15 protein-coding genes are annotated in these 13531 nt (G+C 41.3%); all 15 read left to right on the top strand.

Annotation, left to right across the window (positions count from 1 at the left end; all coding sequences use genetic code 11):
* Positions 1 to 79: 79 nt before the first annotated feature.
* Positions 80 to 673: a TetR/AcrR family transcriptional regulator gene (locus tag AACU98_RS11670; protein ID WP_046334990.1), complete on the top strand. Its 594-nt coding sequence runs from the start codon at positions 80 to 82 to the stop codon at positions 671 to 673.
* A 20-nt stretch (positions 674 to 693) separates the two neighbouring features.
* Entirely contained in the window at positions 694 to 1554 is an 861-nt protein-coding gene (locus AACU98_RS11665) for a transcriptional regulator (protein WP_124725553.1), read from the top strand.
* Positions 1554 to 2072 carry a FidL-like protein gene (locus AACU98_RS11660; protein ID WP_004245872.1) on the top strand — a complete coding sequence of 173 codons (519 nt, stop codon included), beginning with the start codon at positions 1554 to 1556 and terminating at the stop codon, positions 2070 to 2072. The genes AACU98_RS11665 and AACU98_RS11660 overlap by 1 nt, the downstream gene beginning before the upstream one ends.
* A gap of 583 nt (positions 2073 to 2655) precedes the next feature.
* A complete protein-coding gene (locus tag AACU98_RS11655) occupies positions 2656 to 2934 on the top strand; it encodes a BMC domain-containing protein (RefSeq protein ID WP_004249182.1) in 279 nt (92 codons plus the stop codon).
* A 20-nt stretch (positions 2935 to 2954) separates the two neighbouring features.
* Complete coding sequence (locus AACU98_RS11650) at positions 2955 to 3239, top strand: BMC domain-containing protein (RefSeq protein WP_004245870.1); 285 nt, start codon at positions 2955 to 2957, stop codon at positions 3237 to 3239.
* A 14-nt stretch (positions 3240 to 3253) separates the two neighbouring features.
* Complete coding sequence (locus AACU98_RS11645) at positions 3254 to 3532, top strand: BMC domain-containing protein (protein WP_004245869.1); 279 nt, start codon at positions 3254 to 3256, stop codon at positions 3530 to 3532.
* A 67-nt stretch (positions 3533 to 3599) separates the two neighbouring features.
* A complete protein-coding gene (locus tag AACU98_RS11640) occupies positions 3600 to 5252 on the top strand; it encodes an acetaldehyde dehydrogenase (acetylating) (protein WP_004249183.1) in 1653 nt (550 codons plus the stop codon).
* A 26-nt stretch (positions 5253 to 5278) separates the two neighbouring features.
* Positions 5279 to 5542, top strand: coding sequence for a EutN/CcmL family microcompartment protein (locus tag AACU98_RS11635; RefSeq protein ID WP_004245867.1), 264 nt, complete (start codon positions 5279 to 5281; stop codon positions 5540 to 5542).
* A gap of 7 nt (positions 5543 to 5549) precedes the next feature.
* On the top strand, positions 5550 to 6698 hold the full coding sequence (locus AACU98_RS11630) for a 1-propanol dehydrogenase PduQ (protein ID WP_004245865.1): 1149 nt from the start codon (positions 5550 to 5552) through the stop codon (positions 6696 to 6698).
* A gap of 51 nt (positions 6699 to 6749) precedes the next feature.
* The gene (gene cutC / locus AACU98_RS11625) at positions 6750 to 10178 is read left to right on the top strand and encodes a choline trimethylamine-lyase (RefSeq protein WP_161735923.1); all 3429 of its coding nucleotides are present in this window, start codon (positions 6750 to 6752) and stop codon (positions 10176 to 10178) included.
* A gap of 103 nt (positions 10179 to 10281) precedes the next feature.
* The gene (cutD, locus tag AACU98_RS11620) at positions 10282 to 11232 is read left to right on the top strand and encodes a choline TMA-lyase-activating enzyme (protein WP_004249185.1); all 951 of its coding nucleotides are present in this window, start codon (positions 10282 to 10284) and stop codon (positions 11230 to 11232) included.
* 16 nt (positions 11233 to 11248) lie between these two features.
* The gene (locus tag AACU98_RS11615; RefSeq protein ID WP_155290051.1) at positions 11249 to 11755 is read left to right on the top strand and encodes a BMC domain-containing protein; all 507 of its coding nucleotides are present in this window, start codon (positions 11249 to 11251) and stop codon (positions 11753 to 11755) included.
* Positions 11755 to 12399 carry a phosphate propanoyltransferase gene (locus tag AACU98_RS11610; RefSeq protein ID WP_004249187.1) on the top strand — a complete coding sequence of 215 codons (645 nt, stop codon included), beginning with the start codon at positions 11755 to 11757 and terminating at the stop codon, positions 12397 to 12399. Before AACU98_RS11615 ends, AACU98_RS11610 begins: the two co-directional genes overlap by 1 nt.
* Before the next feature lie 17 nt (positions 12400 to 12416).
* Positions 12417 to 13121, top strand: a complete 705-nt coding sequence (locus tag AACU98_RS11605; protein ID WP_124725558.1) for a hypothetical protein — start codon at positions 12417 to 12419, stop codon at positions 13119 to 13121.
* 34 nt (positions 13122 to 13155) lie between these two features.
* The coding region (locus AACU98_RS11600) for a DMT family transporter (RefSeq protein ID WP_161735921.1) at positions 13156 to 13531 on the top strand (376 nt) is incomplete at its 3' end.

Genomic DNA, 13531 nt, shown 5'->3' with positions numbered 1-13531 from the left:
GCATATAATAAGGCTCACTCTAATAGTGCTTGATTTTGATCAATAAGGAACATACCGACTGGTCGGTATTATCCTACGCATGAATACAACCGCACATCACCGAAAAAAAGATCCTATCCGCGTCCAAGAGCAGTTATTAGAAGCGGCAAGTATTATTGTGGCGAATGAAGGAATTGCTTCTTTATCTTTAAATGCCGTAGCCAAAGAAGCGGGTGTCAGTAAAGGCGGATTATTGCACCATTTTCCTGGGAAGATAGAACTGATACAGGCGGTATTCAAACGCTTACTCGGTATTATGGATAAACGAATTGCGTTAATTATGGCCAACGATCCGATAGAAGCAGGGCGCTTTTCTCGCGCTTATTTAACCTATATTTCTGATCTCAAACAGTCAGATGAAAGTCGCCAATTGGCAATACTTTCTTTAGCTATGCCTAACGAGCCAATAATGCGTCAATGTTGGCGTGATTGGATGTTAGGCCATTTAGCCAAAGGCGATAAACTTGATAATAGCTACTTAGGTACGTTAATTCGTTATGCTGCCGATGGCCTTTGGTTATCAGAACTCACAGAAGGCCCTACGATTTCACAACAAGAGCGTAGTGCATTAGTTGAAAGATTATTAAAAATGACATTTGAATATATGGCCGACACAGCAAATCAGCCATGTTAATTAGGATGAATGAGGGCACAATGAAATACAGAATAAATGCCTCAATTTATTACGACGCAACGGATGGCGCGATATCGTTAGAAAAAGGTGACGTTGATACACATCTGTCTATTACCGCTAATGCGTTACTCTTTTATTTTATTCAAAATCCCGGTGTAGTAAATCGTGATGAAGTATTAAAACGCGTGTGGGATGACAATGGGCTAGTTTCTTCAAATAGTAATTTAAACCAATATTTAAGTTTATTGCGTAAAACATTTCGTCATTATGGTATTGAAAATATTATTGTCACTATCGCCAAAGGGCGACTAGAGTTTAATCCTGATATCTCTGTTGAATTAATTGATGACTCAACACTGTTACCTGTCACGCAAACGAATGAGCACGAAGGTGAAGCAAATCAAAGTCATACCGCATCACCCATTGAGACATCGTTATCATCGGAGCCTGATAATCTAGACAGTGAATTAGAAAAAGAGCCTCAATTATCGGTAACATCGCCACAAAAACCAGAAATTTGTTGGTATTTAGCCAGTATTGGTTTTTTATTTGGCGCCATATTTCTTGTGGTGATCATCTTTTTAAATCAGCATCAATCAAAGCCTATCACTTTAACACCTCTCACCCATAATGATTGTGAATTACTCTCTAACGAGGCCATGATTAACTCCTCTGTCAGTGATAATTATATTCGCAATTTTGACGCTGTAAGAAAGAAGCTTAATTTACAGTGTGTGAAAGGGGAGCGCTTTGTTTTTTTCTATGGTGATAAATTACAAACTAATGGCTTAGGGCGTGTCTTTTTAGCGCATTGCGCTAAGAACGAAGATAATCCATTTAGCTATTGCGATAATTACTTTTACTATTCTTGGAAATACTAATGAAAATCTCAGGGAAACTTTTATGTTTTTTATCGGCCCTGATTTTTATCTTGGTCGCCACTTATGCAGCAACAAGATTATTAACTATCAAAAATGAAGGTATGATGGTTTGTTCAACAAAGGGCATTATGCGCTTTGAAAATATGGAAGATGAGAATGTGAATGGCAATATTCATTTCTCTTTTGGTGCTAATGGCAAAGGCTCTATTGTGGTTGAGGGGTATACTACCTCTAAAGCGGGTTGGCTCTATTTACAACGTTATGTGAAATTTGATTACACCACAAAGCGGGTTTCCCCCACCGAGCGTCACTATTTTGTCAGTCAATGGGAGTCTAGTGCCTCCTCGATTGATGAGTCTCCCGATGTTATTTTTGATTATTTTATGCGTGAAATGTCAGATAGTCATGATGGATTATTTATTAACGCACAAAAGCTAAATGAAAAAACGTTATTACTCAGTTCGCTCAATTCCCCACTCTATATTTGTACCTTAAAACCCGGCAGTAAATTCGATTAAAAATCCACATTACTTTCTCGCTCAATAAATATTGGGCGAGCGTTGCGACGTATTCTTGCGAATATTCCCTCTCTCATACTGTCCCCCCATCGACGGAAACATTGACTATTTATGCCTGCTAAGGACGCTGCATGATGAGTTCGGCTTAAGACATAAAGGGCTAACCTAGAAATAGCACTTTTTGTATATAGACTAGATTTAGCTTTTTCTCATCCTTGAGCTGGCATTGAAATATTAGTGATATCCCGCACATCTTTCCCGCTGATTTGTACTGCCTTTTTGCACCTTTTCAACATCCTTCTAACAAACTTAAATTGTCTTTTTTTTCATCTTCTTTGTGTGTTTTTTTATAAATTTAAACAGATAAAAAAAGGCAATTAACAGCACAGACAAATAAAAACAAGGCTAAATAAGCATAAAAATCAGAATATAAAACTATATGTTTATCTTTTATGGATTTATATGTTGTTTTTATTTTTAGCCGTTATAGTGAATTTGAAACCAAGGTCTGCGTTTAAAAAATCACCACGCAGACATGATGGGTAACTGTAAACCGTTAAACGGCTTCCTGGAGGAAATAAAAATGGGTGATGCATTAGGTCTGATTGAAACTAAAGGGTTAGTGGCATGTATCGAAGCCGCTGATGCGATGTGCAAAGCCGCCAATGTTGAATTGATTGGTTATGAAAACGTTGGTTCAGGTCTCGTGACTGCGATGGTGAAAGGCGACGTAGGGGCAGTGAAAGCTGCGGTAGATTCAGGTGTGGAATCAGCGCAACGGGTGGGTGAAGTCGTTACATCACTTGTGATTGCTCGTCCTCACAATGACATCAACAAAATTGTTATCAAACACAAGGCATAGTCTTTGCCTTAGGAGAACGTATGGGTGATGCATTAGGACTTATTGAAACTCAAGGGCTAGTGGCATGTATTGAAGCCGCTGATGCGATGTGCAAAGCCGCCAATGTTGAATTGATTGGTTATGAAAATGTTGGCTCAGGTTTGGTCACTGCAATGGTAAAAGGCGATGTGGGGGCCGTTAAAGCCGCTGTAGATTCTGGCTTAGAAGCGGCTCAACGTGTAGGTACGGTGGTCACTTCATTAGTCATCGCTCGTCCACATAACGATATTCAAAAAATCGTTGCCCAGTACAAAGTGACTGAATAACGAAGGAAATAAATATGAAAGAAGCACTCGGTCTAGTGGAAACCAAAGGTCTAGTCGCTTGCATTGAAGCTGCTGACGCAATGTGTAAAGCAGCCAATGTGGAACTGATTGGTTATGAAAACGTCGGTTCAGGTTTAGTGACAGCCATGGTGAAAGGCGATGTCGGTGCAGTTAATGCAGCGGTTGAGTCTGGTGTTGAAGCGGCAAAACGTATCGGCACAGTAGTGACTTCTCGTGTTATTGCAAGACCACATAACGATATCGAGAAGATTGCAGAGCAACATAAAGCCTGATTATTCAGGTGCTGCCAAGCAAAAAACGTTATTCAGCTAAATTTTTAACTCCTGTATGGGGGAAAACATGGTTGCATTAGATAAAGATTTGCAATCCCGACAACTGGCTCGCGAGCTAGTTCGTAATGCGAAAAATGCGCAACAACAATATGCGAAATTTTCGCAGGAAAAAATCGACAATATAGTCAAACACATTGCATTTGAAGCTGCTCGTCACGCAGAAGAGTTGGCAAAAATGGCCAGCGAAGAGACCGGCTTTGGTAAATGGCAAGACAAGGTACTGAAAAATACCTTTGCGTCATTGCGTGTGTATGAACATATGAAAGACCTAAAGACCATTGGCATTATCAATGACGATAAAGTGAAAAAAGTCATGGATGTGGGGGTACCTTTAGGGGTTATTACAGCGTTAGTGCCTTCCACTAACCCAACTTCAACCATTATCTATAAAACCCTAATTGCACTGAAAGCAGGTAATGCGATTATTTTTTCACCGCACCCTAATGCGAAACAGTGTAGTTTCCGCGCGCTAGAAATTGTCAAAAAAGCCGCACTAGAAGCGGGAGCACCTGAGGGAATTGTCGATGGTGTGACATTGCTGACATTGGAAGCGACAAAAGAATTAATGCACAGCAAAGATGTGTCATTAATTTTAGCCACTGGCGGTGAAGGAATGGTGCGTGCGGCTTATGCATCAGGCACACCAACTATCAGTGGTGGTCCTGGTAATGGCCCTGCCTTTATCGAGCGTAGTGCGGATATCAAAAAAGCAGTGAGCGATATCATCACCAGTAAAACATTTGATAATGGCGTGATCTGCGCTTCAGAGCAATCCATCATCGTAGAACGTTGCATTTATAACGAAGTTCACCGTGAGCTATTAGCGCAAGGTGCTTATTTTATGAATGATGAAGAAGCAGCGAAAGTCGCTTCTATGTTATTGCGCGCTAATGGCACGATAAATCCTGCGGTGGTTGGTAAAGATGCTATCTATTTAAGCCAGCGCGCCGGTTTTACTGTACCTGCTAATACCCGCGTCTTGATTGCACTACAAGATACTGTTTCACCGAAGAATCCCTATTCACGGGAAAAACTGTGCCCAATCTTAGGTATGTATATTGAAGAAGATTGGCAATCAGCCTGTCATCGTGTGGTGCAATTGCTCACTAACGAAGGCTTAGGTCATACCTTAGTGATCCATACCCAAAATGAAGATGTTATTCGTCAGTTCTCTTTAGAAAAACCCGTTAATCGTATTTTAATTAATACTCCGGCGGCATTAGGTGGTATTGGCGCAACGACCAATATTACTCCTGCGTTAACCCTAGGTTGTGGTGCGGTAGGCGGTGGTTCTAGCTCAGATAACGTCGGCCCGATGAATTTACTGAATATTCGTAAAGTCGGTTATGGGGTACGTAGTGTTGAAGAGTTAAAACAACCTTGTCCATTAGCACAAGAAGCTGCTCAACCTGCTGTTTCTAGCGCAAATTACCACACCAGCATTCTTGATGATGATCGTTTTCGTTCACCTTCTTTAACCCCTGTTCATGCGGAATGTGCAACAGCACAACGTCAAACACAAGGTGATGATCGCTTTGGCGCGTCCCCTTATACAACGACAGTCAGTGCGTGTGCACAACAAGTGATTGAGCAAGGTGAGATCACCGAAGAGAACGTGGAGCGCATTATCAAAGAAGTTCTCGGACGTCTGGGTAAATAACTCATTGATAGAAGGCGATATAAACCATGATCCTCGCAAAGGTAATCGGACACGTAGTCGCGACACAAAAAAGCCCTGAACTGAAAGGAAGCAATTTATTAATGATAGCGACCTTAGATGATGAGCTTAATCCACTGAAAAATAAAACCTATGTTGCAGTGGATAGTGTGGGTGCAGGTATCAACGATGTGGTGTTGGCTGAAGAATACTTCGCACTAAACAAAGATCGTTACAAGGCGATGTCCGTGGTTGCCATTGTTGAGAAGGTTTATCGGGACAGTAAGGAGTAATAACGACATGAGTGAGTTTCTGATAAAACCCAAAATTCAGTTTGGCACCAATGCACTGAATTTTCTCTCTGGGTTAACTGCCCGCCGCGCATTTGTGGTGACAGATAAAGCAATGGTGAAGTTTGGCTTTGCAGATAAAGTCACTGAAAAATTAATGCAACGAGGTATTGAGTTTCAAATCTATGATGATGTTGCATCAGATCCTGATATTTCTGCCATTGTCAGTGGTATGAAAATAATGGATGCCCATTATCCTGATTTGGTTATCGCACTCGGCGGTGGATCTGTTATCGATGCTGCTAAAGCCGTTATGTACTCCCTCTGGCATACCCGTAAAGAGCACAGTAGAAGTAAACCGCAGTTTATTGCGATCCCCACGACCAGTGGTACTGGCTCTGAAGTGACCTCTTTTTCAGTGATCAAATCACGCAGTGAAAAACTGGTATTGGTCGATGAGTTTATGTTGCCTGATATCGCGATCCTCGATCCTGAACTTGTGAAATCTGTACCTCCTGCAATTACCGCTGATACGGGTATGGATGTCCTTTGCCATGCATTAGAAGCTTATGTGTCTAAAGCTGCATCTGATTTTTCTGATGCGATGGCAGAAAAAGCAGTCAAATTAGTGTTTAGCCATCTGCTTGATTGTCATCATCAAGGGGATAACTTACTTGCTCGCGAAAAAATGCACAATGCATCTTGCATCGCAGGTATGGCATTTACTAATGCGTCGCTAGGTATTACACACAGTCTTGCCCATGCATTAGGCGGTGTTTTTCATGTCCCTCATGGCCGTGCGAATGCGTTATTGATGACACATGTTATTGCCTTTAATGCCAATCTTCATGGTGATTGTAATAGCGAAGCAGCGAAGCGCTATGCCTACCTTGCCCAAAGTTTAGGATTACCTGCGCAGACGGTAAAAGAAGGCGTTATCAGCCTTATTGTCGCCATTAATGTATTGAAAGATGAAATGGGTATGCCGAAGAGTATTCGCGATACCGGTGTCAGTGAAGCGGACTTTTATGCCCGTTTAACGGAAATGGTCGGACAGGCTTTACGCGATAGCTGTACGCCGACAAATCCGCGTGACGTAAACACACACCAATTAGAAACATTGTATCGTCAGGCATTTGCCGGTGTATCACACAGTTAATGCTCAATTAATACCGATTAGGTCTAGTAAAGAACATCAGGAGAGCCTCACATGGCCAAATATTCTTTGACGCCACGCGTAAAAATGCTGGCAGAACGTTTAGTTTCACGTAACAGTTCTATTAGCACAGAGCGTGCGACGATTTTTGATTCATTAGATAACAATATTGCCGGTGTGCCCCAAGCGATTAAACCTGCACAACGCTTTTATCAGTTTATTCGTCATTTTCCAAGCTATATCGCTCAAGATGAGCTTATTATCGGTAGCCAATCCTCAACACCACGTGGTGCGATTTTCCACAGCGAAGAAGAAGTGCGTAGTGACTCTATTTATCGCTTTTTAAGTATCAATAATAGCGTTGCATCACCTGATTATATGCTGGTGGTGAATCAAGGTTTCTTAGCCATCAAAGCACAACTTGAAGATAGAATGAGAAGCATTGGTAGTGCGGTAAATCGTAGCAGTATGGATGAAGCCAATTTCTGCAAATCGGCGATTTATGCATGTGATGCGGCACTTTATTTTGCACAACTACTGTCAGCTAAAGCAGAAAATTTAGCCGCAATGGAAGGTAATCCATACCGTAAAGCTGAATTATTAGAAAGTGCGGCTATTTTACGTAAAGTACCCGCCAAGCCAGCAGAAACCTTTAAAGAAGCGGTACAAGTTTTCTATTTATTACAGCTTATTCTTCATCTGGAGAATGGTAGCTACGCTATCAACCCAATGGGCTTTGATAAAGCACTATACCCATTCTATCAACGTGATATTGACCAAGGCCGTTTAACGCCAGCACAAGCTTATGAGATTGTTGAAAGTCTTTGGCTAAAACTGGCTGAGCTATCCGAAGTGCGCGCAACGAAAGAAGTCGATGGCTATCCAATGTTTGATGCCATGACCCAAGGTATCGATATTAACGATCCTCGCATCAGTATTAACGAACTTTCAGAAATGTTGTTATCAGCGCGCGCTAATCTATCAGCATTACACAGTTCACTACAAGTCCGTTTATATAACGGTCGTATGAATACACCACCGCAATATGCTTCACCTTCAGCCAATGTTGTTACACCGGCGACAGCAAATGGTGAGTTGACTGTAATGGAAGGCTTAACTCCCCGTCTACAGCGCCTGCGTAATCGTTATTTAGAGGCTCGTCCTAGTGTTTCAATTTATAGAGCATTAGCCTTTACTGAAATTGCTCGCAATAATCCTGGTTTACCCCCTATTTTATTGCGTGCTAAAGCTTTCCGCCGTGCTTGTGAAACCGCACCTATCTTAATTCAAGATGAAGAGCTTATTGTGGGACATCCTTGTGGGAAACCGCGTGCTGGCGCTTTCTCTCCTGATATCGCATGGCGTTGGGTACGTGATGAACTCGACACCATGAGCACGCGCCCACAAGATCCATTCCAAATTTCAGAAGAAGACAAAAAAGTCATTCGTGAAGAGATAGTGCCATTTTGGGAAGGTCGCTCTTTAGATGAAATCTGTGAAGCGCAATACCGCGAAGCGGGTGTATGGGAGTTCAGTGGTGAAACCTTTGTCAGCGATCTCTCTTATCATCAAATTAATGGTGGTGGTGATACTTGCCCCGGTTATGACGTGCTGTTATTCACCAAAGGGATGAACGGTATTAAAGCCGATGCACAAGCGAAATTGGCTGAATTAAGCATGGAAAATCCTGCTGATATTGACCGTATCTATTTCTATAAAGCGTCGATTGAAAGTTGTGAAGGGGTTATCGCTTATGCTCATCGTATTGCCGAGCATGCCCGTGAATTAGCCTCTAAAGAGAGTGATCCACAACGTCGTGAAGAGTTATTGACCATTGCTCAAGTCAATGAAAATGTTCCTGCTAATCCACCAAAAACATTGCAAGAAGCACTGCAAAGTATCTGGACTGTAGAATCATTGTTTGAAGTTGAAGAGAACCAAACGGGACTTTCTTTAGGTCGCTTAGATCAATACTGTTTCCCAATGTATGAAAACGACATTAAAACAGGTCGTTTAACGCGTGAACAAGCACTGGAAATGATGCAGGCCTTTATCATCAAATGTGCCGAATTAATGTGGATGTCTAGTGAACTTGGCGCAAAATATTTTGCCGGCTATCAACCCTTTATCAACTTAACGGTGGGGGGACAAAAACGCTCAGGTGGCGATGCTTGTAACGATTTAACTTACTTGATTATGGACGCAGTACGCTTTGTGAAAGTGTATCAACCTTCACTGGCTTGTCGTATCCATAACCAATCGCCACAGCAATATATGGAAAAAATCGTTGATGTGGTCAAAGCGGGAATGGGCTTCCCTGCCTGTCACTTCGATGATTCTCATATCAAGATGATGTTGCGCAAAGGCTTCGACTTTGAAGATGCACGCGATTACTGCTTGATGGGCTGTGTTGAACCACAAAAATCAGGTCGTATCTATCAATGGACATCAACGGGTTATACCCAGTGGCCAATTGCCATTGAATTTGTATTAAATCGTGGTCGTATGGTGCTGTTTGATAGCTACCAAGGCTTAGACACCGGCGATTTACGTGATTTACGTACTTATGAGGATTTCGATCGCGCGGTTAAAGAGCAAGTCGCACATATTATTCGTTTATCAGCAATTGGTACGGTTATCAGCCAGCGCGTTCACCGTGACATTGCCCCAAAACCACTCATGTCGCTATTGGTTGAAGGTTGTATGGAGCAAGGTAAAGACGTGACAGCGGGTGGTGCGATGGTTAACCACGGACCGGGTCTGATCTTCTCTGGTTTAGCCACTTATGTCGATTCTATGGCGGCAATTCGCAAACTGGTTTATGAAGACAAAAAATATACCTTAGAGCAAATACGTGACGGCTTATTAGCTAATTTTGAAGGGCACGAAGAGTTACTGCGTGACTGTTTAAATGCACCGAAATTTGGTAACGACGATGATGTTGTTGACCAATATGCGTTAGACATTACCGAATGGACTGAACGTGAATGCCGTAAATATAAAATGCTCTACTCCACATTTAGTCACGGTACATTATCTATCTCTAATAACACGCCAATTGGTGAATTAACCGCAGCAACACCAAACGGCCGTTTAGCATGGAAACCATTATCAGATGGGATCAGCCCTACACAGGGTGCCGATAAACATGGCCCAACTGCCATCATTAAATCCATCAGCAAGATGAATGTTGAAACCATGAATATCGGTATGGTTCATAACTTTAAATTCCTCAAAGGCTTGCTAGATACCAATGAAGGACGCCAAGGATTAATTACCTTATTAAGAACTGCCTCTATTTTGGGTAATGGTCAGATGCAATTTAGCTATGTCGATAATGAAGTACTGAAAAAAGCCCAATTAGAGCCTGAAAAGTACCGCGATTTAATTGTCCGGGTTGCTGGCTACAGTGCGTACTTCGTTGAATTATGTAAAGAAGTTCAGGATGAAATTATTAGTCGTACAGTGATTGAGAAATTCTGATCATAGACCTAAGGAGGGCTAAGAGTCCTCCCTATTAATCGCGACAAGACAAGATGTAAATTTATCGAACAAGGATGTTTGATGCAGATTTGGAGGCGTAAAGATGGAGACGGCAGCAGAAATAAGAGGGCGGATATTTAATATCCAAAAATACTCTATTTATGATGGTGATGGTATTCGTACTCTGGTTTTCTTAAAAGGCTGTAATATCCGCTGCCCTTGGTGTTCAAACCCAGAAGGTCTTAGCAGTGAATTTCAGGTGATGTACTCTCGCGATAAATGCGTGGATTGCGGTAAATGTGTTGATGTGTGTCCGGCAGGTGTGCATTACATGACAACCAATGAGCAAGGGCAGCAAGTTCATCGCGTTGATCGTGCCGTTGATTGTATTGGATGCCGTAAATGTGAAGAAGTGTGTCTTTCTGATGCACTGGATATTATGGGTAAAGATGTCTCTGTATCTGAATTGATGGACATTATCATGCAAGATTACGACTTCTATATCTCTTCCGGCGGTGGTGTCACAATCGGTGGCGGCGAAATGAGTTTACAAACGGATTTTGCTGTAGCTCTGCTACGTGAATGTAAAAAGATGATGATCAATACCGCGGTGGAAACACAAGCAACCACTAATGTAGCTAATTATGAAAAATTAGCGCAAGTCGTTGATCAGTTTCTAATTGATATCAAACACATTGATACTACTCAGCATAAAGCATTATTTGGCATTGGTAATGAGAATGTCCGCCGTAATTTAGAGCGTTTGATGGATCTCGGTGCAAATGTGGTTATCCGTATGCCTTTAGTGCGAGGTTATAACGACTCTTATGATGCGATTACTGGTGCGATTAACTACGCCATGGCGTTGTCAAAACGCGGTAATCTTCAGCGCATCGATATCCTACCTTATCACCAATTTGGCCGTAATAAATACCAAAAATTGGAGATGATCTACCCCATTAAAAACGATCCGGGATATACGCCAGAAGAGCTCGATCGCTTAGAAGCCTTCTTTAAACAATTTGATTTTGAGATCCGTCTTGTCCGCCACTAATCAGTAGGAGAGAAAGATGAACAGTTTAGGTGTGATTGAAACACGCGGATTAACCGCTGCGATCCAAGCTGCTGATGCGGCTTGTAAAGCTGCCAGTGTTGAAATTATCGGTTATAGAGAAATTGGATCAGGGTTAGTTTCTGTCTGTTTTCAAGGTGAGATCAGTGCGGTAAAAACAGCGGTTGAGCATGGTGTAGATGTGGTGAGCCAAAAAGAGTTGGTTATCGGATCACTCGTCATAGCAAGACCTGAGCCAAGTGTTATCACCAAATTGTTGACAATAAAAGGTAAGAAAAAAAGCGCTGTTATTAGTGAAGAAACACAACAGAATGCGCTCAAAACGCTGGCTGAAAACAGGGTTGAAACTGTCATGAAGCATGAAAGTGGCGATAGTGACGCGACAAAAGAAGTTGCAGATCGACTGGCTCAAAATAGTGCCCCTGAAACTAAAGCAATGACAGCAGATAAAGCACCAAGCAGTAAAAAAGAGAGTAAACCTGAAAGCCGTAAAGGTAAAAAATAATGATTAATCAACAACTAATGGGAAAAATTCTCACTCGTTTAAATATCCCCAATGTGGGAATGGGCATAAATCAAGGGATCGCTATTCCTGTTGGTATTTCTAATCGACATGTACATCTTTCACAACAAGATGTAGATGCGTTATTTGGTCACGGCTATCAGATCACCCCGTTTAAAGATCTAAAACAACCGGGACAATTTGCCGCCAAAGAGTGTGTGATGGTAGTCGGGCCTAAAGGCTCTATCAGTAAAGTTCGTGTTTTAGGGCCGGTTCGTCCACAAAGCCAATTAGAGATTTCAAAAGCAGATTGTTTTGCATTAGGTATAAAGGCACCCGTGCGTGGTTCCGGTGATTTAGCAGGCTCCGGTAATGCGGTTTTAATGGGGCCTGCGGGATATGTGGAATTAAAACAGCAAGTCATTTGTGCTCAGCGTCATATTCATATGAATAATATTGATGCTAGAGCGTTAAATGTGACCAATGGTCAGAAAGTGCATGTAAAAACAGAGGGTGAACGTAGCCTGATTTTTGATGAAGTGATTGTGCGTGTCAGTGAGAAATTTGCATTGGAATTTCATATTGATACCGATGAGGCAAATGCGGCAGGACTTAGAAATAACGACAGCGTGTTTATTGTCAGCTAAGACAATGAGGTGAGGTAATGGACAATCAATTAATTGAACGGATTGTTGCAGAAATAGAAAAGCGTATAAAAAAGCCGGTGTTGTTAGTTTTAACACCGGCGCCGGGATATCGTGATGAAATCTATCAACGCATTAGCCATTTTTCCACTGTACGAGCCTCTATTTTTGTTACCACACAGGCACAGCAATGCCATGATTTATCGCAGTGGTGCCATGTAGGGGATATCACTAAATCCGATGAGTTTGATCCCCATAGGTTATCCGCTTATCAGGCATTATTTATTCCCTATTTTGACAAAAAGCTGGTGGGAGAAATTATTAATGGGTTAATGATTAGTGAAGAAGGAACACTTATTCATTCCGCATTGGCTAAAAATATTCCTATTATTGCATTACCTTACTTTTGTCAGCCAAACAGTGAAATTAATCAAATTTTAGGTTTAAACCAAAATGAACACTATAACTTAGTGCTAAAACAGAATATTGAACGATTAATATTAATGGGTATTACTTTTTGCTCAATAAATGAAGTTGAAGATAATTTAAAAAAGAATACGTTTGATCACAAGTTAAAATTTATTAATAAAACGGAAACAAAACAACTGAATAATAATCGCTATATTACTTTGAAACAAGTAATGAGTAACCCTGAAAAATACCAATTATCACAAGATAAATTAACCGATTCTGCTATTGAATATTTAAAAAGTTTGAAAGATTAAAATATACCATATCTAAAAATTTAGGAGTTTTATTATGTCCCCAAAAGCAAAATCATGGCTTTGGATGCTGGCGGTTATTATTTCAGAAACCTCAGCAACCTCGACCTTAAAAATGTTTGATAATAGTGAAGGAATAACAAAGACATTATTATTAGGATTAATTATTGTTCTTTATATTGTTTGTTATTATTCATTATCTCGTGCAGTTAAAAATATTCCAGTAGGCTTAGCTTATGCCACCTGGTCCGGAACCGGTATCTTAGTTGTATCTACTTTAGGTATGGCATTTTACGGTCAACATCCTGATACGGCTGCTATTATTGGTATGGCAGTTATTGCCAGCGGGATCGTCATTATGAATCTGTTTTCGAAAATGGGTTCCGAAGAAGAGCCAGAAGAAACGACGGAGT

It is taken from the genome of Proteus sp. G4380 (assembly GCF_963885725.1).
Taxonomy (GTDB): domain Bacteria; phylum Pseudomonadota; class Gammaproteobacteria; order Enterobacterales; family Enterobacteriaceae; genus Proteus; species Proteus mirabilis.
This window is presented reverse-complemented; position numbering and strand designations above follow the sequence as displayed.

What these genes read in the sequence shown, in the direction of transcription:
- AACU98_RS11670 (WP_046334990.1), top strand. Translation starts at nt 80, where the DNA reads ATGAATACAACCGCACATCACCGAAAAAAAGATCCTATCCGCGTCCAA.
- AACU98_RS11665 (WP_124725553.1), top strand. Translation starts at nt 694, where the DNA reads ATGAAATACAGAATAAATGCCTCAATTTATTACGACGCAACGGATGGC.
- AACU98_RS11660 (WP_004245872.1), top strand. Translation starts at nt 1,554, where the DNA reads ATGAAAATCTCAGGGAAACTTTTATGTTTTTTATCGGCCCTGATTTTT.
- AACU98_RS11655 (WP_004249182.1), top strand. Translation starts at nt 2,656, where the DNA reads ATGGGTGATGCATTAGGTCTGATTGAAACTAAAGGGTTAGTGGCATGT.
- AACU98_RS11650 (WP_004245870.1), top strand. Translation starts at nt 2,955, where the DNA reads ATGGGTGATGCATTAGGACTTATTGAAACTCAAGGGCTAGTGGCATGT.
- AACU98_RS11645 (WP_004245869.1), top strand. Translation starts at nt 3,254, where the DNA reads ATGAAAGAAGCACTCGGTCTAGTGGAAACCAAAGGTCTAGTCGCTTGC.
- AACU98_RS11640 (WP_004249183.1), top strand. Translation starts at nt 3,600, where the DNA reads ATGGTTGCATTAGATAAAGATTTGCAATCCCGACAACTGGCTCGCGAG.
- AACU98_RS11635 (WP_004245867.1), top strand. Translation starts at nt 5,279, where the DNA reads ATGATCCTCGCAAAGGTAATCGGACACGTAGTCGCGACACAAAAAAGC.
- AACU98_RS11630 (WP_004245865.1), top strand. Translation starts at nt 5,550, where the DNA reads ATGAGTGAGTTTCTGATAAAACCCAAAATTCAGTTTGGCACCAATGCA.
- cutC (WP_161735923.1), top strand. Translation starts at nt 6,750, where the DNA reads ATGGCCAAATATTCTTTGACGCCACGCGTAAAAATGCTGGCAGAACGT.
- cutD (WP_004249185.1), top strand. Translation starts at nt 10,282, where the DNA reads ATGGAGACGGCAGCAGAAATAAGAGGGCGGATATTTAATATCCAAAAA.
- AACU98_RS11615 (WP_155290051.1), top strand. Translation starts at nt 11,249, where the DNA reads ATGAACAGTTTAGGTGTGATTGAAACACGCGGATTAACCGCTGCGATC.
- AACU98_RS11610 (WP_004249187.1), top strand. Translation starts at nt 11,755, where the DNA reads ATGATTAATCAACAACTAATGGGAAAAATTCTCACTCGTTTAAATATC.
- AACU98_RS11605 (WP_124725558.1), top strand. Translation starts at nt 12,417, where the DNA reads ATGGACAATCAATTAATTGAACGGATTGTTGCAGAAATAGAAAAGCGT.